General features: G+C 63.6%; 17 protein-coding genes. 9 read left to right on the top strand and 8 right to left on the bottom strand.

Translation table 11 applies throughout. The features are described from left to right. Nucleotide 1 precedes the first annotated feature (1 nt). The 3 genes from radA to purF all read left to right on the top strand — a co-directional run bounded on the left by radA (nucleotide 2) and on the right by purF (nucleotide 3,848). On the top strand, nucleotides 2-1,402 hold the full coding sequence (radA, locus tag IYY11_RS21850) for a DNA repair protein RadA (RefSeq protein ID WP_196405811.1): 1,401 nt from the start codon (nucleotides 2-4) through the stop codon (nucleotides 1,400-1,402). A 214-nt stretch (nucleotides 1,403-1,616) separates the two neighbouring features. Then, entirely contained in the window at nucleotides 1,617-2,252 is a 636-nt protein-coding gene (locus IYY11_RS21845) for a CvpA family protein (RefSeq protein ID WP_196405810.1), read from the top strand. 99 nt (nucleotides 2,253-2,351) lie between these two features. Beyond that, complete coding sequence (gene purF / locus IYY11_RS21840; protein WP_196405809.1) at nucleotides 2,352-3,848, top strand: amidophosphoribosyltransferase; 1,497 nt, start codon at nucleotides 2,352-2,354, stop codon at nucleotides 3,846-3,848. Nucleotides 3,849-3,968: 120 nt separating this feature from the next. Here purF and IYY11_RS21835 read toward each other — a convergent pair whose 3' ends face one another. Further along, a complete protein-coding gene (locus tag IYY11_RS21835) occupies nucleotides 3,969-4,193 on the bottom strand; it encodes a hypothetical protein (RefSeq protein WP_210331475.1) in 225 nt (74 codons plus the stop codon). 42 nt (nucleotides 4,194-4,235) lie between these two features. On the opposite strand from IYY11_RS21835, the gene IYY11_RS21830 reads away from it, so the two are divergent. Next, nucleotides 4,236-4,982 (top strand): SDR family NAD(P)-dependent oxidoreductase, encoded by a 747-nt coding sequence (locus IYY11_RS21830; RefSeq protein WP_196405807.1) that lies wholly within the window; start codon nucleotides 4,236-4,238, stop codon nucleotides 4,980-4,982. Nucleotides 4,983-5,005: 23 nt separating this feature from the next. Here IYY11_RS21830 and IYY11_RS21825 read toward each other — a convergent pair whose 3' ends face one another. After that, nucleotides 5,006-5,557: a DUF992 domain-containing protein gene (locus IYY11_RS21825; RefSeq protein ID WP_196405806.1), complete on the bottom strand. Its 552-nt coding sequence runs from the start codon at nucleotides 5,555-5,557 to the stop codon at nucleotides 5,006-5,008. A 247-nt stretch (nucleotides 5,558-5,804) separates the two neighbouring features. On the opposite strand from IYY11_RS21825, the gene IYY11_RS21820 reads away from it, so the two are divergent. Further along, on the top strand, nucleotides 5,805-6,659 hold the full coding sequence (locus IYY11_RS21820; RefSeq protein ID WP_196405805.1) for an EcsC family protein: 855 nt from the start codon (nucleotides 5,805-5,807) through the stop codon (nucleotides 6,657-6,659). Nucleotides 6,660-6,832: 173 nt separating this feature from the next. Here IYY11_RS21820 and IYY11_RS21815 read toward each other — a convergent pair whose 3' ends face one another. The 3 genes from IYY11_RS21815 to IYY11_RS21805 all read right to left on the bottom strand — a co-directional run bounded on the left by IYY11_RS21815 (nucleotide 6,833) and on the right by IYY11_RS21805 (nucleotide 10,103). Continuing rightward, complete coding sequence (locus tag IYY11_RS21815; protein ID WP_196405804.1) at nucleotides 6,833-7,240, bottom strand: SRPBCC family protein; 408 nt, start codon at nucleotides 7,238-7,240, stop codon at nucleotides 6,833-6,835. A gap of 122 nt (nucleotides 7,241-7,362) precedes the next feature. Then, a complete protein-coding gene (locus tag IYY11_RS21810) occupies nucleotides 7,363-8,676 on the bottom strand; it encodes an alginate O-acetyltransferase AlgX-related protein (protein WP_196405803.1) in 1,314 nt (437 codons plus the stop codon). A gap of 5 nt (nucleotides 8,677-8,681) precedes the next feature. Further along, complete coding sequence (locus IYY11_RS21805; RefSeq protein WP_196405802.1) at nucleotides 8,682-10,103, bottom strand: MBOAT family protein; 1,422 nt, start codon at nucleotides 10,101-10,103, stop codon at nucleotides 8,682-8,684. Nucleotides 10,104-10,522: 419 nt separating this feature from the next. On the opposite strand from IYY11_RS21805, the gene tyrS reads away from it, so the two are divergent. Further along, entirely contained in the window at nucleotides 10,523-11,785 is a 1,263-nt protein-coding gene (gene tyrS / locus IYY11_RS21800; RefSeq protein WP_196405801.1) for a tyrosine--tRNA ligase, read from the top strand. Between the two features lie 15 nt (nucleotides 11,786-11,800). Here tyrS and IYY11_RS21795 read toward each other — a convergent pair whose 3' ends face one another. Further along, nucleotides 11,801-15,319 carry an AsmA-like C-terminal region-containing protein gene (locus tag IYY11_RS21795; protein ID WP_196405800.1) on the bottom strand — a complete coding sequence of 1,173 codons (3,519 nt, stop codon included), beginning with the start codon at nucleotides 15,317-15,319 and terminating at the stop codon, nucleotides 11,801-11,803. Nucleotides 15,320-15,442: 123 nt separating this feature from the next. Between IYY11_RS21795 and IYY11_RS21790 the strand changes: the two genes are divergently transcribed. After that, nucleotides 15,443-15,961 carry a peroxiredoxin gene (locus tag IYY11_RS21790; protein WP_196405799.1) on the top strand — a complete coding sequence of 173 codons (519 nt, stop codon included), beginning with the start codon at nucleotides 15,443-15,445 and terminating at the stop codon, nucleotides 15,959-15,961. Between the two features lie 23 nt (nucleotides 15,962-15,984). Here the strand turns inward: IYY11_RS21790 and IYY11_RS21785 are convergent, their stop codons facing one another. After that, nucleotides 15,985-16,935, bottom strand: a complete 951-nt coding sequence (locus IYY11_RS21785; protein ID WP_196405798.1) for a lipopolysaccharide assembly protein LapB — start codon at nucleotides 16,933-16,935, stop codon at nucleotides 15,985-15,987. A 330-nt stretch (nucleotides 16,936-17,265) separates the two neighbouring features. On the opposite strand from IYY11_RS21785, the gene rnd reads away from it, so the two are divergent. Continuing rightward, nucleotides 17,266-18,438, top strand: coding sequence for a ribonuclease D (gene rnd, locus IYY11_RS21780; RefSeq protein WP_196405797.1), 1,173 nt, complete (start codon nucleotides 17,266-17,268; stop codon nucleotides 18,436-18,438). Between the two features lie 249 nt (nucleotides 18,439-18,687). Then, nucleotides 18,688-19,074, top strand: a complete 387-nt coding sequence (locus IYY11_RS21775) for a hypothetical protein (RefSeq protein WP_196405796.1) — start codon at nucleotides 18,688-18,690, stop codon at nucleotides 19,072-19,074. Nucleotides 19,075-19,132: 58 nt separating this feature from the next. Here IYY11_RS21775 and IYY11_RS21770 read toward each other — a convergent pair whose 3' ends face one another. After that, entirely contained in the window at nucleotides 19,133-20,179 is a 1,047-nt protein-coding gene (locus IYY11_RS21770; RefSeq protein ID WP_196405795.1) for a linear amide C-N hydrolase, read from the bottom strand. Nucleotides 20,180-20,215 lie beyond the last annotated feature (36 nt).

Genomic DNA, 20,215 nt, shown 5'->3' with positions numbered 1-20,215 from the left:
CATGGCCAAAAGCCGCGCGGTCTACGTCTGTCAGAACTGCGGCGCCGTCGCGTCGCGGTGGCAAGGTCGATGCGACTCCTGCGGCGAGTGGAACAGCCTCGTTGAAGAGTCGGAGGCCGGCGCGCCCGCCGTGTCCCGCCGCGCCGCGCGCGGCCGCGTCTTCGAACTCGAGGGGCTGGCTGGCGAAGGCCGGCCCGCGCCTAGAATTGCGACGGGAATCGACGAATTCGACCGCGTCACCGGCGGCGGCTTCGTGCCGGGCTCGGTGCTGCTGCTCGGCGGCGAGCCGGGAATCGGCAAATCCACTCTGCTCATCCAGGCCTGCGCGACTCTGGCGCGCCGCGGCGCGCGCGTCGTCTATATTTCGGGCGAAGAGGCCGTCGCCCAGGTGCGCCTGCGCGCGACCAGGCTCAATCTCGCCGATGCGCCGGTGGAGCTCGCCGCCGCAACCCAGGTCGAGGACATTCTCGCCACCTGCGCGACAGGCGCCCGCCCGGCGTTGATCGTCATCGATTCGATCCAGACGATGCACACCAACATGGCGGAGTCGGCGCCTGGAACGGTGACGCAGGTGCGCGCAAGCGCCCAGACGCTCCTGCGCCACGCCAAGACGACAGGCTCGACGATCGTTCTCGTCGGCCATGTCACCAAGGACGGGCAGGTCGCAGGTCCGCGCGTCGTCGAACACATGGTCGACGCCGTCCTGTCCTTCGAGGGCGACGGCGCGCATCATTTCCGCATGCTGCGCGCCTCCAAGAATCGCTTTGGCGCGACAGGCGAAATCGGCGTCTTCGAGATGACCAGCCTCGGACTCGCCGAAGTCGCCAATCCGTCGGCGCTTTTTCTCGCCGGCCGCGACTCTGGCGCGCCGGGCGCGGCGGTCGTCGCCGGCATGGAGGGGCAGCGTCCGCTGCTGATCGAAATCCAGGCGCTCGTCGCGCCGACATCGCTGGGCACGCCGCGGCGCGCCGTGGTCGGGTTCGACCAGAATCGGCTGTCCATGATCCTGGCCGTGCTCGAAGCGCATGGCGGGCTGAAGCTTGGCATGCACGACGTCTATCTCAACGTCGCGGGGGGATTTCGGGCCCATGAGCCGGCCGCCGATCTCGCCGCGGCCGCCGCGCTCGTCTCGTCGCTTACCGGCGCCGTCCTGCCGCCCGACATGTGCTTTTTCGGCGAAATCGGGCTCTCCGGCGCCGTGCGGCCCGTCATTCACGCCGGCATGCGACTGCGCGAATCGGGGAAACTCGGTTTCCATCACGCTGTCGTCCCGCAATCCCAACAGATTTCCGATGACGGGCGCGGCTCCGGCGTCACGATCCGTCCCTGCGCGGACGTCGGCGGCCTCGTCGCCGCCATCGCCCGCATATCGACGCGCGAAAGAACGATCGCGCGCGGCTGACGAGGTCGCGCATTAGTGTTTCCGGCTGGCCTCAAGATGCGTTAGAAGGCTGCCAGTGCGAAAGCGAGACGCCTGCCGGACCGACGCTTGCCTACCCGCGGCGGCGCAAAGTTGACACAGGTTCTGGAGAGGGTCGTGCGGATGCCGCCCGGAAGGCGGCCAACAGCCCATTCAGAAGCGTTCAGAGCTCGGGCGAACAAGCAAGGGGCTAGCGATGCCATCATATCTTGATTTGGCTGTGATTACCGTCGTTCTGATTTCGGGGATGCTCGCTCTTTTGCGCGGCTTCACCCGTGAAGTCCTTGCAATCCTATCCTGGGTTGCGGCCGCGGCTGCGGCGTATTTCTTTTATCCGCTCGCCCTGCCCTACATCAAACCATACGTCAGCAAGGACGAGATCGCTCTCGCGGCTTCCGTGGCCTCGGTGTTTTTCGTCGCTTTGATCGCTGTTTCTCTCGTCACCGTGAAGCTCTCGGACGTCATCCTCGATTCGAAGGTCGGCGCCCTCGATCGCACGCTCGGCTTCCTGTTTGGCGCCGTTCGCGGCGCCCTGCTCGCCGTGGTCGCCTTCGTCTTTTACAGCTGGCTCGTGCCCGAAACCAATCAGCCGGAATGGGTCAAGGACGCACGCGCCAAGCCCTTCCTGACGGCTGGCGGCGAGAAGCTGCGCGAAATGCTGCCCGACGACATCGACAGCCTCGTCGCCAAGATCAAGGCGAAGAAGGGCGCGCCGACGAATGAGGAGCCGCCGGCCGACGTCGAGCCGGACAAGATTCAGCCTGCGCCGACCGACGCAAGCACCGAGGCGCCGGCCGAGGCGGCGCCAGCGGCGGGCGATAAGCCTGAATGATGGTCTTGCGGATGGGCCCCGCCGCTGGCACATATGACGGGAATACGACGCCCGGTCGTTTGGGAATGCTGAGCGGCGGCGCGTCACGGGGGACGAAGCATGACCGAGGCCGCCGAGGATCTTCAGCGATCCTCATCGCGCGAGATTAACGCGACAGACGATCTCGACGGCGACAGGCTTCGCGAATACTGCGGCGTTTTCGGCGTCTTCGATCTGCCGGACGCCGCAGCGATCGCCGCCTTGGGCTTGCACGCCCTGCAGCATCGCGGCCAAGAGGCGGCCGGCATCGTCAGCTTTGACGGCGGCCGCTTTCATGGCGAGCGCCGACTGGGACTGGTCGGCGATCACTTCTCTCAGGAAAACACGATCAAGCGCCTGCCCGGCGCCGCCGCGATCGGGCATGTGCGCTACGCCACCACCGGCGAAACCATGCTGCGCAACGTGCAGCCGCTGTTCGCGGAGTTGAACACGGGCGGCTTCGCGGTCGCCCACAACGGCAACCTCACCAATGCCCAGACGCTGCGCCGCGAACTGATTCGCGAAGGCGCGATTTTCCAGTCGACTTCGGACACCGAGGTCATCCTTCATCTCGTGGCGCGCAGCCGACGGCCGCTGCTCATCGACCGTTTCATCGAAGCGCTTCGCTCGATCGAAGGCGCCTATTCGCTTGTCGCGCTCACCAACAAGAAGCTGATCGGCGCGCGCGATCCGCTCGGCATCCGGCCGCTCGTCATCGGCGAATTCAACGGAAAATATATTCTCGCGTCGGAGACTTGCGCGCTCGACATCATCGGCGCGCGCTTCGTGCGCGACGTGATGAATGGCGAGATCGTCATTATCTCCGAGGACGGAATTCAGAGCTTGCGGCCGTTTCCGCCGCAGCCGATGCGCCCCTGCATCTTCGAATATATCTATTTCGCCCGTCCCGATTCCATCGTCCATGGCCGTCCGGTCTATGAGGTGCGCAAGGCGATGGGCGCCGAGCTGGCGCGCGAGCGCCCGATCGAGGCGGACGTCGTCGTGCCCGTGCCGGACTCCGGGGTGCCGGCGGCGCTCGGCTATTCGCAGCAGTCGGGCGTGCCGTTCGAACTCGGCATTATCCGCAATCACTATGTCGGGCGCACCTTCATCGAGCCGACGCAAATCGCCCGCGATTTCGGCGTGCGCATGAAACACAGCGCCAACCGCTGCGTCGTCGCCGGGAAACGCGTGATCCTCATCGACGATTCCGTCGTGCGCGGCACGACGTCTGTGAAGATCGTGCAGATGATGCGCGACGCCGGCGCGACGGAAGTGCATTTCCTGATTTCGTCGCCGCCGATCACCAATCCCGACTACTACGGCATCGATACGCCGCAGAAGGAAAATCTGCTCGCCGCGACGCATACGCTCGATGAGATGCGCGAATATATCGGCTGCGACTCGCTGGGCTTTCTGTCCGTCAACGGCATCTATCGCGCCATGGGCTATGAGCGCCGCGATCCCATCCGGCCGCAGTTCACCGATCACTGCTTCACCGGCGACTATCCGACGTCGCTGACCGACCTTGTCGGCGAAAATCGCGCGCAACTGTCGCTGCTGGCGGAAGCGAGCTGATACATGAGACGTCGATGTCAAGTGAAGTAAAAGTCTCCACGGTCGTTCCGTCCGCCACGCCTTCTGAAGCGGGGATCGAAGAATGGCAAGCGCTGCCGCGAGACCAACAACTGCGGAGGCTCAGCGCAGTTCTCGCAGATGCTGATGGCGCCGCTGCGTCAGAGACAAGGATGGACGAAATTCTAGCAGAAGCTCGTCGCCGCGCCGACCAACGGCGTGGCTGAATTCCGACTTTCTCGTCGCGCGCACGCCGATCTCCCGCGCCTTCGACAGTTTCGTTTCCAGTCGCATTTGATTTTCTATTGCGACGAAGGAGACCATGTCTTCATCCGAGCGCTGATCCATGTGCGTCAGGGCCTCAGGCCGTCCTTGTTCGAATAGATTGTCATGACGCTTCTCCCTTCCGACCGCATCGCACTTGTCACCGGCGCCTCGCGCGGCATTGGACGCGCCCTTGCGCTCGAACTCGCCCGCGACGGCGCGCATGTCGTGGCTCTGGCGCGCACGCAGGGCGCGCTCGAAGAACTCGACGATGAAATCCGCGCGCAGGGCGGGCAAGCGACGCTCGTTCCCTGCGATCTTGCCGACTTTGACGCGCTCGACCGTCTCGGCGCGGCGCTGTTCGAACGCTGGGGCAAGCTCGACGTCTTCGTCGGCAATGCAGGAATTCTTGGACCTCTGTCGCCGCTCGCCCACGTCGATCCGAAGGACTGGAATCGCGTCATGGCGGTCAACGTCACCGCAAACTGGCGGCTCATCCGTTCACTTGATCCGCTCCTGCGCGCGTCAGGCGCCGGGCGCGTCCTCTTCATCACATCCGGGGCGGCGCATCGCGAGACGATGAAGCCGTTCTGGGGCGCTTATGCGGTCTCAAAGGCGGCGCTCGAAGCAATGGCCCGCACTTATGCATCTGAGGCCGCTGGCGACGGCGTCACCGTCATGCTGGCCAATCCGGGTCCGCTGCGCACGCGCATGCGCGCTCAGGCGATGCCGGGGGAAGATCCGATGACGCTCAAAACGCCAGAAGAATTCGCAAAAAAATGCCTCGCGCCGCTGGCGCCGGAATGGCGCGAAAGCGCGAGGCTTTATGATTTCCCTACCGACCGGCTGCTGAGCTTCTCCGCGCCTGCGTAAACGCCGGGGTCTACGCCGAAGGCTTAGCCGTGATGGTGGTGATAATGGTGATGATGGTGGACGTGATGGCGGCGCAGCACGGGCGGGGGCGGCGGCGGCACATAGGCGAGCGTCAGGCGCTCGACGCCAGCCGTCCAACCGACGCCGGAGCCGGCCTGGATGTTGAATGGCTGCAGCGAGAAAGTGTCGTTGGAGCCGCCGACGAGCGCCGCGCCGCCGCCGCCGACCAGAACTTTGGCTGAGAAGCCCGGGCCATAATAGGCGCCCGCGAGCGCGCCCGGTCCGATATGGCTCGTGGCGGAGACGACGCCCCAGGCAAGCTCGCCAGCACCGTTGATCGTCACATTGGCGCCGACCTTGGTGAGCGCGCCGACGTAATGAGCAGGAACAGCGCCTTCAGCGTCATCGCGATACATGCAGTCGATCTGCTGATTTTCGACCAAGACGCTGATGCCGTTGCCAAGCAGCCGGCACTGCAAGGAGCCGATGCGGTCGCCCGCGAAAGCGCTCGCCGGCGCCAGCAAGGCCAGAGCGAAAACGCCGCTCAGCGCGCGACCCAATCCAAATTTCCGCATTTAGTTCTCCTATTCTGATCTGCGCGCCCCGTCTGAAGCGGAGCCGTAGAAGCACGTCTTGCAGTACATTACGACCGGCGAAATGCAACAGCGCCGCTCCAGCCACGCAGATATAGCGTCTGGAGGGCGGATCATGTGCGCGGACGCACGGGCGTGCGCGCCTGCTGCTTCGCCACACCTTTGCCGCGCTTGCAAAGGACGTGGAAGAGTCCGATTTCTAAAGGTGATCTAAAGAACCGAGGATTCCGTGGCGAACTCCTATCCGCTTCCCGTTCTCGTGGACCAGGGCCTTTCCCAGTCCGACGTCGAGGCGCTGCGCGCCGCCGTCGCGGCGCTGGAAAGACAGAGTTTTGCAACGCGGCTTGCCGGATTGGCGAGCCGGCAGCTGAGTTTTGGCGCGATGACGCTGCCGCCGCGCCTGCAGGCGACGGTCGCCTCGGCGACGCAAAAGGCGCTCGCCGCGGCGATGAAGATAGCCTTGGCGAGCCTCGACGCGCAGCCGGCGAAGGACACCATACGCATTCACCGTCGTCTCGCGGCCCTGTCGGGAGGCGTCGGCGGCGCCGTGGGCCTCGCGAGCCTGCCGATCGAATTGCCGGTGTCGACGACGATCATCCTGCGCTCGATCGCGGAAATTGCCCAGGCGGAGGGAGAGGACCTGCGCCACCCAGGCGCCGCCCTCGCCTGCCTCGAAGTTTTTGCGCTGGGCGGCCCTTCCGCTGGGGACAATATTCTGGAAGGCGGCTATCTCGCGCTCCGCGCGCTTCTCGCGAAATCCGTGTCCGACGCCGCACGTTTTATGACTGTCCATCAGATCTCCAGCGACGCGGCGCCCGCTTTGGCGCGTCTGATCGGCGCGGTTGCGGCGCGCTTCGGCATGGTCGTGTCGCAAAAAACCGCGGCGCAGGCTGTCCCGATCATCGGCGCGATCAGCGGCGCGGCGATCAATGTCGCGTTCACCGAGCACTTCCAGAGCCTCGCGCGCGGCCATTTCGTGGTGCGCCGACTGGAGCGGCTCTACACCCCGGCCGTGGTGCATGCCGAATACGCGAGGATCGCCCGCTCGGAGGGCTATTGGGATGATCCATCGCAGGCGGCGTGAGCGGCGACGCGTTTTTGATCACGCCGTAGATGGGTGATGTCTCAATTTGAATCTCGCCTTTGGGTCGAACGCGTAAACATCTGGCTCGCAGCCAGGATGTTCGCATCACGCCATAGAAGGCAAGGTTCCAGGATGGCGCGTTATGCGAATGCTATGCAAGATCGCCGCTATCGTTAAGCCGTGGCCTCGACGTGTTTTTTGAAGTTGTTCAAAATTGTTTGCCACCCATCGCGCTGCTGTTCGATTGAGTGTTCGGTTTCTGCATCGAAGGTGCTGCGCACTGTTACGCCATTCGCACTTTCCAAAAATTCCACGGCGCCGCTACGGTCTCCGAAGGAATATTCGATCAGCTCGTGCCGAACGATCTTGGTGTAAGTTCCGGCAAAGTCGAAACCAAAGCTGCCGTCTTTGGCCTCCATGCGGGAGGAGAAGGCGCCGCCCTCGCGCAGATCGACTGTTGCGCGCGGGCAATGCCAAGTGTCGACCGCGAAGTTCCACTTCATGATGTCGGCCGGTGTGGTGTAGGCAGACCAGACTCTGGCGATCGGCGCATGGACAAGCGTTTCGACAGTGAGTTTCATTGATTGTGTTCCTGCGGCATAGTTTTCTCGAATTAGCGATTTCCCTGGGTGAACTTTCCCTCTCCCCGTGAACGGGGAGAGGGGGCTCGCGCCTAATCGATTCACTTAATTCCGCATCTTCACTAAGGCAAACGGCGCAGCGCCTCGGCGAGATGCCCTACCTGCTTCGTCGTGGCGATGCTCGATTCATTTTCTTCGAGCAGGATGACATCCGCGCCCGCGAGGTTCTCATCGAGCTCCTCTGTCGTGGCCGCCAGCCGCTCGCCGTTCGAGGCGTCGCCCGGCGCGCGCCGGTAATGGCCGAGTTCGACAGCGTTATCCTCGGTCCGCATGTAGAACCAATAATCGATTTGCGGCGGACAGGGCGCGAGCATCGCCGCCGCCAGAACTTCATGCAGGAAGCTCCCGCCGAGCGCCAGCAGACGCGGGGGGCGCGCGCAATCGCCCCTCTCCCCTGCCCGGCCGATCGCCGCCGTCGGGTAATGCGCGTCCGGCGATAAGAGATTGAGCAGATCCAGCAGGTCGCGGTCTGTGCCCAGGGCTTCCGGCGCCGGCGCTGACGTAAAGTCCAGAACGCCGACAGGAGAAGCGGGAAGCGCGCGTGTCGCTTCACGCATGGCGAGCGCGCCGCCGATGCTGTTCCAATGCGTGCCGCCGCGCGGAAAGAGCGGTATCGGTTGTTTGGGCTTTTCCGCCGCAATGAGCGCCGGGCCGTCCACATAGCGCATGTGAGCTTCATCGAGCGCCGCGCGGTAAGGCGCAAGCTTTTCGGGCATCGCCCTCGCGCGCAGGGCGCAAGCCGCGGACTTTGGCAGATCTTCCGGGTAGCGCGCCGCCTTCGAGGGCGAGATGAGATAGACGAAGCTCTTGCCGCGACCTTGCGCCCTCTCCTGAATGTCGCGCAGCGTCGAAGACCACGCGCCGAGCCGCGCGGAATCGAAGGCGCCGTCGCGTGCGCAAAATTCGTCGATGTAGAACTGCTCATAGAGTTGGCCATTGCGGCCGATCACGACTCCGGGCGCGGCCGAGCCGCCGAAAAGCGAAAAGACGAGCTGATTTTTCGCGCGCACCGAGATCGGAAACACCGGCGACATTCGGCCAAGATTGATGGAGACCGCCTTTTGCGTTTCTCCTGAAAGAAAGGCGTCGAACGTCCAGGACGCGGGCTTTGGCTTCGCGACGCCGTAAAGCGGCCAGGCGCTGCGGATGCGCAGCTTCGGCCAATCGCCTTCGACGGCGAAATTCCACAGATTGGCGAGGAACAAAAATGCGATGAAGCCCGCGCAACCGAAAATCGGCAGGCGCGCGAGCGTCAGCGACTTCAAGAAGGCGCCTCGTGCGCCAACGCTCTCAGCGCGCGCGGGCGCGCGCAACGCCGCGCCGCTTTCTCCTTCAAGTCGCCCGACGGGCTTATTCTTTTCGGCGAGATCGCTCATCCGATTCAAAACCGGAAGTAGATGAACGGCTTGAAGGGATCGGCAAGTCCCTTCGCCAAAGCCGCAAGGAAGAGCATGGAAAGCGCGCTGTTTGACGCCAATGCGTAGCGCTGCGCCGCGCTTCCCCAATTGAAGTCCTTGACGTAAAGCGACAGCCGCTGCGCGACGCAAATCGCTCCTGCGACCAGAGCCACGACAACATATTCTTCCGGAATGGCGATCGGCGCGCTGGCGTGCGCCCAGGGCGTCGCCATCAACGCCAGCAGCGCGCCAGCTTGCGACAGAGAGGTTGCGCGAAAGAATGTCCAGCCGACGATCACGATGATCATCGCGATGACGTTGGCGAGCCAGTCCGGCAACCGCTGCAGGCGATTGACCAGAAAGAGCCGGTCGAGCACGAGGAACACGCCGTTATAGGCGCCCCAAGCGATATAGGTCCAAGCCGCGCCGTGCCAAATCCCCGAAGCGAAGAAGCAGATCCACAGATTGAGGTAGGTGCGCGCTTCGCCGCGCCGATTGCCGCCGAGCGGGAAATATAAATATTCGCGAATCCAGCTGGTGAGAGAAATATGCCAGCGCCGCCAGAAATCGGTGATGCTCGTCGCGACATAAGGCATGTTGAAATTTTCCAGAAGCCGGAAGCCGAACATGCGCGCGAGCCCAATCGCCATGTCGGAATAGCCCGAGAAATCGAAATAGATCTGGAAGGTGAAGAACAGCACGCCCGCCCAGGCCTCCGCGAAGCCAAGGGCGCTAACGTCATGCGCGAAGATCAGATCCGCGCCGCTCGCCAATGTGTCGGCGAAGAGCAGCTTCTTCACGACGCCGAGCATGAAGCGGGAAAAACCCACGATAAAGTCGTCGACGTCGGCGTGCGGCATCGCCTCGAACTGGCGCGCGATGTCGTGATATTTGATGATCGGGCCGGCGAGGAGCTTGGGAAAGAAAAAGACGTAAAGCCCGTAAAGCAGCGAACTACGCGCCGGCGCCGTGACGCCGCGATAGACATCGACGAGATAGGTGATCTTTTCAAAGACAATGAAGCTGACGCCGATCGGCAGCGCGATCTGCGGAATGTTGATCCCCGGCAGCGTCAGCGCCTTGAGCAGCGCGTCGACATTGAGCGCGAGAAAACCCGTATATTTGTAGTAGACGAGGATCGCGAGATTGGCGACGACGCCGAGCGCCAGCCAGCGTTTGCGTGGTTTTTGCTCTGACAACGCGGCGATCTTCTGCCCCACGTAAAGATCAAGCCCGACCGACGCGAAGACAAGGAGGATGAAGACCGGCTCGCTCCAAGCGTAAAAGACGACGCTTGCCGCAAAGAGGATGACGGCCCGCCGCGCACGGACTTCTCCAAAAAAGAGATACAGGAGGTAGACCGCCGGACCGAACAGAAACAGGAACAGCGGCTCGTAGAAAAGCATGATTGTCCTGCGTTCGTCGGCGCGCCGGCGCGAGCGCGAAAGCCTGTGGCTTCTACCAAAAGCCCCGCAGCGGGGCAAGAAAGCGGCCCGCCACGGGGACGGTCTCTATGAATTCTTTAATTCCTGTCGGTAGGCGCGGCGGCGCCGCTCTCCCTTCTCCCGCTTTAGCGGGGGAAGGTGGCGCGAAGCGCCGGAAGGGGGCAAGAAGCACTCGCCGACAAGCAAGAAACGGCGGAACCCCCTCCCCAGCCCTCCCCCGCTTTGCGGGAGAGGGAGCAGATGCGCCTCTCATGAGAGTTTCGGGGCCCAGCTCTTTCTCGTTAGAGCTCCTTACATATCGTAAGGAGCTTCAAATCTTAACCGGAATTCTCGAGCCTGGCTCGCTTGCGCAGGCGCCGCGTTGCGCCTATCACCCCGCCATGACCACCGATTTTTCTCCCACGTCCGATTTCCTGCGCGCGCTGATCGAGCGCGGCTTCGTTCATCAATGCTCCGATTTCGAGGGCCTGGACGAGAAGGCGCGATCGGGGACGCTTTCCGCCTATATCGGCTTCGATTGCACGGCGGCCTCGCTGCATGTCGGTTCGCTGCTGCCGATCATGATGCTGGCCTGGCTGCAGCGCAGCGGCGGCAAGCCGTTGCCGCTAATGGGCGGCGGCACGACGCGGGTCGGCGATCCCTCCGGCAAGGACGAGAGCCGCAAGCTTCTGACCGTCGAGCAGATCGACGCGAACAAGGCGTCGATCAGGACCGTCTTCGAACGCTTCCTTACCTTTGGCGACGGCGCCAGCGACGCGCTGATGCTCGACAACGCCGATTGGCTGGCGGGCTTAAACTACATCGACTTCCTGCGCGACGTCGGCCGCCACTTCTCCGTCAACCGCATGCTGACGATGGATTCGGTGAAGCTGCGTCTGGAGCGCGAGCACGAACTCTCCTTCATCGAGTTCAACTACATGTGCCTGCAGGCGTACGATTTCGTTGAGATCAACAGGCGTTACGGCGCGCTGCTGCAGATGGGCGGCTCGGATCAGTGGGGCAATATCGTCACCGGTCTCGATCTCGGACGCCGCATGGGCTGCCCGCAGCTTTACGCCCTCACGTCGCCGCTGCTGACGACGTCGTCGGGCGCAAAGATGGGCAAGACCGCCGCCGGCGCGATCTGGCTCAACGCCGATATGCTGTCGCCCTATGACTATTGGCAGTATTGGCGCAATACGGAAGACGCCGACGTCGCCCGCTTTCTAAAACTCTTCACCTTCCTGCCGATGGAAGAGATCGCACGCCTCGCCGCGCTGCAAGGCGCCGACATCAACGAAGCCAAGAAGACGCTCGCGACGGAAGCGACGGCGCTCATTCACGGCCGCGCGGCGGCGGATGAGGCGGCGGCGACCGCGCGCACGACGTTCGAAGAAGGCGCGCTCGCTTTGTCGCTCCCCAAGATCGCCGTTTCGGCTGAGGAAATCGCCGCCGGCCTCGGCGTGCTGACGGCCTTCGTCAAAGCCGGTCTCGTCGCCTCGACCGGCGAGGCGCGACGCCAGATCAAGGGCGGCGGGCTGCGCGTCAACGATGCGCCGGTGACGGACGAACGCGGCGTCATCGGCGAAAACGCGTTTGAAGGCGACGGCGTCGTCAAACTCTCGCTCGGCAAGAAGAAGCACGTGCTGCTGGAGCGCGCCTAACGTCGCACGCGAGTCCTACCGCTGCTGCGGCATGCGCGCGGTGCCGTCGATGACGCCCATGATCTTGCGCATCAACCCGGGAGCGATCGCGGAGAGCGGATTGACGCTGATCGAAGGCGAGGGGAGCGCGCCATAGAGACGATAGCTCAGCGCAAATATGCCTTCATGCTGACCGCCGGCGAGCACGACGCCGACCACCGGAATGTTCGACAACAGATTGTTCAATGCATAGGCGGGAACGTAGGAGCCGACGAGGTCCAGCCGCTCGCGCGGGAAGTCGATGTAGCCGTCGAAGGTGAGGCCGATCTCGGGACCCGACAGCACGCCCTCGCGCACGGTAAGCTGTCCGCCCGACCAGCTGAAGTCGCTCTCCAATCTGCCGACGCGAACGAGGTCGGGGTCGAAGCGGTAATTGCCGCGATCGTCCGCGCGCGCCGTTCCGCTTTGCGCCATCAGCTGGCGCACGGTCGGTTCGCCGCGCACGAAGAAGTCGCGAATGCGCAAAGCGCCCTCGGCGCGGTTTTGATTAATCTGCACGGTCGCGGTCAGCGCGCCGCTGTCCATCTTCCGATAGATGTCAAAGAAGGAGAGCAGCGAGCCGCCGTCGTTTGTCGCAATTTCAATTTGCGACAGGGTGTTGTCCGGCGCGCGCGCCATGCCGACCGTGAGCTGCTCGCGGCCGAAAAAGCCCTTAAGCGCCACCGCGCGGGGCTTGCCGCCGCGACGCTCCAATTTCAGTTCGACGTTTGTGAGAATTTGTTTGCCGTAGCCGGTGACGATGGGCGACTTGAAGTCGAGATCGAGGTCGTCGACGCTGGCCTTGCCGCGGTCGGCGTGCAGCAATCCCTGCATAATTGGACGGGCGTCGAAATTCGCGCCGCGCGCGACGATCTTCAACAGTTCGCCGCTACGCTGCACGTCGACGCGCATGTCGTCTCCGGGCGAGAGCCGCGCCTGCGAAAGACGGGCGGCGCGGAACGCCCCTTCGCGTCCAAATTCGATGACGCCTTGCGCCTGCGTCGGTCCGGCGTCGAACACGAACTGTTCGAGCGACATCGCCTCGCCGTGGCGCGTCAGCGTGAACGAAGACTTTGCCGACTTTCCCGCTGGCTTTACCAGACCCGGCAGCGGGTTATCGAAATTCGTCCGGGTAAGATCGAGATCGATCTGCGTGTCGACGTTCTCCACCGGGAGGGGCGTGCGTATCGTCGCCAGAATTGGGCCGCTGACGCCGGCGATGGCGTAGCCAGCGCGCTGGCGCGCGGCATCGTCAAAAGTGAATGCGACCTGCGCCTGCGCGGGGCCTTTGTCGCCAAAGCCGCGGCGCACGTCCAGGGTCGCTGGCGCGCCAAAGATTTTGCCGGTTCCGCTCACGCGCAGTCCGGCTGGATCAGCGACGATATGCAACGCGCCGCTCTCGAGCTTCTCCCTGCCGATCAGCTTCTCGATCACGAGGTTCGACGTCGTCGCGTCGATGGCGAACGTCGTGGCCGCGTCGCGCGCCGTCGCCCCTGTCTCGAAATCGACGCGCAGCCGACCTTCGAGGGTTCCTTTCAGCGCGCCTGCTTCAACGGGGACAGACGCGTGGTCGGCGATCGCCGGCAACGAAAGCAGGTCGGAGACGGCCTCGACATCGCCGCCCACAGCAACCTCGACCATCGCGGGCGTGGGGCGCAGCGCGCTGTCGGCGACGAGGAAGCGGCCGGACGAGAGTGCGAGGCGTCGACCCGGCCCGGTGTCCATGGCGCCTGACGTCGCGGCGAAAGACGCCGTCTGTCCGGTGATCCGCAGTCGCCCGTTAATGCCGGTGAGCGGCGCCATGCCCGGCAAGATGTCGGACACTGTCGCATCGACGATGTCGCCCTCGGCGAACAGCGAGCGATCCGGCGGCGCCTGCTCGTAGCGCATCGCGTTCAACGCCGCGCCGTCGAAGTCGGCTGCATATTGGGCGCGCTTCAAAACGCCGACCGGCACATGATCGACGAACCAGGTGCGCACGGACGGCGCGACATGGGTCGGCCATAGACGCGCGAGCGCGCGTATCTGCGTATCCTCGATTCCCATCTTGAGGATGACGCGGATGTCGTCGCGCCAACTCAATACGCCGTTGAGGTCGACGCGCGCATCGGGACCGGTAAAGGCGAATTTGTCGAAGACCATCTGACGTTCGTCGCGAAACAGGCGCGCGTTGAGCAGTCCGCTATCAATGCGGACATTTTTCTCTCCCGCGCGCTCAGGCGCGACGACGGTTGGCGCTTTCAGCCGCAACCCGATCGTCCATGGCCCATCCAGGCTCGTCGCATCGGCGATGGTCTTCGCCCCGTCAGGTGGGCGCGCCTCGCCGACGATGGTCATGTCGAAACCGCCAGCCTTGAACACGAGCGGTGCGATTGCGACCTTGCGCGCGGCCCTGTCCCACACCGCGACGCCGGCGATCTTCTCGATCATCACCGGCTCGTGATCCGGCTCGTCGAAGCGGAAATAGCCCCGGCCGATTTCCATTTGGCCCGACGCTTCCAGAACCTCGTCGCCCGGACCGAGCGCGAATCTCAAATCGAAGGAGAGCGGCGCGTCGGTGTCGAAGGCGGTTGTGCGGACACCGCCGGCAAGCGAAATCTCGTCGATCGAGAAATTGCGAAACTGCGCGTGGAAATCGCGCCGTCCTCCCGGCGCGCCCTTTGCGACGGCGACGGCCGTCCAACGCCCCGAGGGGCCGTTGGCCGCCGCGGAGAAGCGCATGCCGCTGTCGCCCTTGTCGAGGCTGAGCGTCACGTCTTCATAGCGGATGGCGCGATCGATCGTGCGGTCGTCGATCGTGAGCCGGCCATGCGACACGGCGAGACGATCGAGCGCGGCGATTGGACTGTTCGGGCTCGTGGCGAAGTCCATGAGCCCGCGCAGCGCCCCCGCCGCGTCGCGCAGCAGAGTCACGCGCTCCGACCCGGCGCCGTTCGAAGCTGACGCGGCCCCGTCGGGCGCAGTTGCAGGCGCCTTGGCCGGAACCGGATGCGCGCCCGCGGAAATGGCAACGGATCCATCCGGATCGACGGACAGGCGCAAATCCAGATCGAGAACCTCGAGGCGGCGCAGCTTTATGCGGCCGATCAACAGGGAGCGAAGGTCGAGCGACAGTTCCGCGCGCGGCGCCGCCACGATGGGACGACCCTCTTTCTTGACAATGAAATTGTCGACGGACAGCGTCGGACCATGATCGCCGTTGCCGATCGCGGCGGCGCCCAGCGAAAATTCGTAGCGGCCGCCTGCGAGCTCGTCGAGCGATTCGACGATGCGCGGCGCGAGCCAGGCAAAGGTGATGGAGCCCTGCGAAAGCAGCAGGAAGAAGCCGCCGAACGTCAGCGCGCACAGCAGCGTTGCGGCAAGCCCGCTGAGCATGATCAGGCGGGTAAGTCCGCGGGGCGGCGCCCAAAAAAATGGCGATCGCCACGCCGCGCGACAGGCCCGCTGAATCGCGCGCCGCGCCCTGTCGACGACGATATCGCCGCCGCTAGGCTTGCGCCCCGTCCTGTCGGTCAATTGGCCTCGCTCTCGGCTCGATCGCAGCGCGGACGCGGGCGGTTAAGCCGGTCTTGCCGGCTGGCGCGCAGTCTGCATTCTACGCACTGATTTTAGCTGCAGATGCGACGAAAGGAAGGCGCCATGAGCACGACCGCCAGCAAGGCCGAAACGACACTCAAGGAGGGGGCTAAAAAGGAAGGCTTGAAGGAGGGAGATTTGGCGCCTGCCTTCGATCTCCCCGGGGCTGGCGGGGAAAAAATCTCGCTCGCCGCGCTGAAGGGCAAAAAAGTCGTGCTCTATTTCTACCCTAAGGACGACACGTCGGGCTGCACGAAAGAAGCTATAGAGTTTAATGCTTTACGCGATAGTTTCGCGAAGGCGAAGGCGGTGATCGTCGGCATGTCGCCGGACCCGATCAAGAACCACGACAAATTCCGCGCGAAATATGAATTGTCGCTGCCTCTCGCGTCAGATGAGGGAAAGGACACGCTCAGCGCCTATGGCGTCTGGGTCGAGAAAAGCATGTATGGCCGTAAATATATGGGCGTCGAGCGCACGACAGTGCTCATCGGTCCCGACGGCCGCATCGCCAAGATCTGGCGCAAGGTGAAGGTTCCCGGCCACGCCGAGGAGGTTCTGGCGGCGGCCAAGGCGCTGTAACGCGCCTTTTCGCCGCCAGGCCTTCAGTTGTGGTCGTGTTCGGCTTCGGCAGGGGCGGAATCGGCCGGCATCGCCGCGCCCGAACTCTTTTTGGCGATGAGCCTGGCCATGTCCTCCGATCCCTTCTTCGCCGCGGCGAGATCAGGCTTCGCCGCCAGCGCGGCGTCGTAATCGGCCTTGGCGCGGGGGAAGTCCTTCTTGGCCCGCCAGGCGTTGGCGCGGTTGACAAGCGCGCCGACGTAGCTGGCGTCGATTTTCAGCGCCGCGTCGAAGTCGGCGATCGCCTTATCGAATTCGCCCTTGGCGTAGTGGCAGGCGCCGCGTCCATTGCGCGCCGCGGCCAGTTTAGGATCGCGCTTCGCCGCCTCGGAAAATGCGGCGATGGCGCGCTCATGATCGCCTTTCCCATGATAGAGCGCGCCTGCCGCGACGTCCGGCGCCGTCGCTTTTGGGTCAGCTTTCGCCGCATCCCTGAGATCGGCGAGAGCCTTGTCGACATCGCCTTTCGCGCGCCAAACATAGGCGCGCGCCAAAAGCGCGGCGGCGTTCTTTTTGTCGGCGGCGATGGCCTGATCATAATCGGCGAGCGCGCTGTCGAGGTCGCCCTTGGCATGATGCGCGGAGCCGCGCGCGGCCAGAATCACCGATGATTTGGGTTCGAACTCCAGCGCTTTGCCGAAGTCCTCGAGCGCGTGCGCGTAGTCGCCCTTCGCCTGATAAGCGCCGGCGCGATTGACATAGGCCGCCACCTTGTTGTGCGGGGTCTCCTTGTCGATCTCCTGAATGACTTGCGTGCAGCCTGCGATGCGCGCGTCGGGGTCAGGCGCGCGGCACTGGCCCCACGCGGGGCTGACGCCACCCTTATGCGCAGCCATGGCGGGCGCGCTGAAGGCGAGAAGTGAAGCGGCGATGATAGCCGCCGGACACCGCGCCCGCGCGGCCGCGCGCGCTGCGAGAGTGAGACGCTCATGCATGAATTGGGTGGCTCCCCGGATAGAGTGGCGGCGGCATGCTACCCCATCAGGCATCGGCCGCAACTTGGAAATCATGGAATTCCAGAGGCCGGGCCTGTCTTTTTGCGACAGTTGAGCGATCTACGCGCCCCCCTCCCCCCGCTGCGCCGCATGGGCGCCACGTTGCAGCTTTTCGCCCGGTCCAGTGCGGACCGGGCGTCCGATGGTCTGCGAATTTTCGGCAAAACCGTGTATTTTGGTCGGGCCGAAGCCGGGCGAGCGCCGCTGAAACGTCCGAAGTCGCTCCTTGGGACTTCAGAACGGGACCAAAAACGTTTAGAACCAATTCACATGAGTCTTCTTACCACCAATCCCGAACTGACGGCGGTCTGCGACCGTTTCGCTCAGCATCCCTTCGTCACGGTCGACACCGAATTTTTGCGCGAAACCACGTTCTGGCCGCAGGTCTGCGTGATTCAGCTGGCGTCGCCGGAAGAGGCTGTGGCGATCGACGCCCTTGCCGATGACCTTGATCTTTCGCCGTTTTTTGGCCTCATGGCCAATCCCGACGTCGTCAAGGTGTTTCATGCCGCCCGCCAGGATCTCGAGATCATCTGGCGCCTCGCCCGACTCATCCCTGCGCCGATCTTTGATACGCAGGTCGCGGCCATGGTCTGCGGATTCGGCGAACAAGCGTCCTATCTCGAACTGGTGAAGGCGATCACCCGCGCCAGTCTCGACAAATCGTCGCGATTCACCGACTGGTCGCGCCGACCGCTGTCAAACGCCCAGATCGAATACGCCATCGCCGACGTCACCCATCTTCGCGACATATACACCGCCTTGCGGGCGCGGCTCGAACGCTCCAATCGACTCGACTGGCTTGTGGACGAGATGCAGACGCTCACCTCGCCCGCGACCTATGAGCAGCATCCCGAAAACGCCTGGGAACGGCTGCGCCATCGCGCCCGCAAGCCGCGCGATCTCGCCGTTCTGATGGAGCTGGCCGCCTGGCGCGAGTTCGAAGCGCAATCGCGCGACGTGCCGCGTTCGCGCGTCCTGAAGGATGACGTGCTCCTCGAGATTGCTCAAGCCGCGCCGCGCTCTGTCGAAGCTCTCGGCAATTTGCGGTCGTTTCCAAAGGGCATGGAGCGCTCCCGCGCGGGAACCGACATCATCGCCGCTGTGGAGCGCGGCCTCGCGCGCGATCCCGCCACAGTGCCGCGTATCGAGCGCGACCGACGCAACTCAAACGGCGCGACGGTCGAGTTGCTCAAGGTGTTGCTGCGTCAGGTGTCGGAGGAGACGGGCGTCGCCGCCAAGATGATCGCGACGGTCGAAGACCTCGAATCCGTCGCGCATGACGACCACGCCGACGTTCAGGCGCTGAAGGGATGGCGCCGCGCGATCTTCGGCGAGAAGGCGTTGGAGTTGAAGCGCGGTCGCCTGGCGCTCTCGGTGGAAAACGGCCGGGTCGTCACCTTTGACTGGCAGCCGGCGGAGGAACCCGCGAACGCCGAATAAGCCTCACGCTTGCGCCGCAGCGCAGCATGCCGCTGCGCCATTTTTGCGCGCAGGCAAGCGACTGACGAATATTTGTGCGCCATTAAATACCATTGAATATCAAATATTTAATGCGACATTACGATAAGTTATTGCACTGCGATATTGCCGTGCTGCAATGCAGTAACTACCTTCCATTTCGAGCGGGGCGCAGTTCGCTGCGACGGTTGTGCGTTAAGCCGGCCCTGCTCCGAAACGGAAGGATAAAATATGACTACAGGAAATCGAATTGTCGCGGCGGCGTTCGGCGGAGCGCTGTGCCTTGCAGCAAGCTCGGGCCTGTCCGCCGCTGATGCTTCCCTGACGATGAAGCCGCTTATGGCGGCGAGCTTTGACGCTGGCCCCAAGCATGTCGTGAGCTATTTCGTGGGCGGCGAGAACGGCTGCCGTCTGACCATGATGGTCATCGATTCCGCGTTGGAGGAGGATCCGACGCCCGTGACCCCGGCGACGCGTCTCGTCGTCACCGTCGCGGACGGAAAAGCGGCGTTTTTCGACTCTGCTGTCGGCACGTCGTTGCGCTTCAATTGCGCCGCTAGCGCACAGACCATGCGCGTGGACAAGATCAATCGAGTCGCGCGCGCTCCGGGTGAATAGCGTCAGATAGCGGCGCGTCCTAGGACGCGCCGCCAAAAGCCTAGAAACGCCCTGCGCGTCAGTGCGACAGGAATTTGAACGGCTCGGCGGGAACGAATTTGTCCGAAACTTCGCCCGCCAGAATCGGGCTGCCCGTGAGGTCGAGCTTCGCGGGCTTGGCGCCCGGTTCGAGCTTCAGTTTCGTCAGCTCGACCCAGAAGATCGAAGGGTTCAGCGTCGGCTCGAAATAATAGAGCCGATCCTTGATGTCGGTGACCGAACGCCATCGCGTCGAGGCGATGTTCGGCTCCTGCGGCGTTGATATCCCAAGCGGCACCGAGACGTTTCGAATGATCGAAAAGACGCTGGCGATCGCCACGCGCTTGTCGTCGACTTTCGGCGTCGCGTCTAAATTCCAACTGGCGCGGGCGAAGCGATCGGACGCGCGATGCGTGCCGGGAAGGAATTTCGACCCCCCGATCTCAACCCAATAGGTGTTGAGCGCAAGCTGCTGATCGAAGGGTGGGGAGTTGGTCATCACCGTGTATTTCGGGTTGTGATGAATGACGAGCTTGCCGCCGAGATATTCGAGTATGGCGCTGTCGCCAGATTGATCGGCCAGCGCCATATGGCTCGCCGCTTTGACGCCGCCGGGAAGATCGGGCGCGACGATCGCGAAGGGCTCCTTTTGCAGCGCCTTCACCGCATCAGCGACGTTCGCGTAGTTGTCGAGAACATATTGCGCCCAGCCGCCAACGGACAGAAGCGGCTTCTTGGAGGCCTTCGGGTCTCCGTAATCCGCCTCGGCCAGATAGAGAAGATTAACCGCGAGCCCTGCGTCGTTCATGCCTTCAGCCGTGGCCGCATTGTAAAAGTCGGCGATGAGCGAACCATATTTCGAGGTCCATTTGATCGACCCCGGACCAACGCCGCCGTCGCGCGCCATGCCGCGCGGGAAAGACCACAGGCTGGTTCGCGGATCGACGTCCCAATCCATCGTCCGGCCCACAAGATAGTCCTTGTCGCTGGTCCCATAGAGCACGCGCGTGCAGGCCTCGGCGCTCGCGCTCATCAATGCGACCGCACCGGCGGCGGCCAGAAGCCATTTTGCGAATTGCCTGTCCATCTCGAATTCCTTTCAAATAAGTTCGTTGGAGAGTGA

Origin of the sequence: Methylocystis sp. H62, assembly GCF_015709515.1 — a bacterium.
Classification (GTDB): domain Bacteria; phylum Pseudomonadota; class Alphaproteobacteria; order Rhizobiales; family Beijerinckiaceae; genus Methylocystis.
Note: the sequence above shows the minus strand (reverse complement) of the source record. Positions and strands in the feature narration are given on the sequence as shown.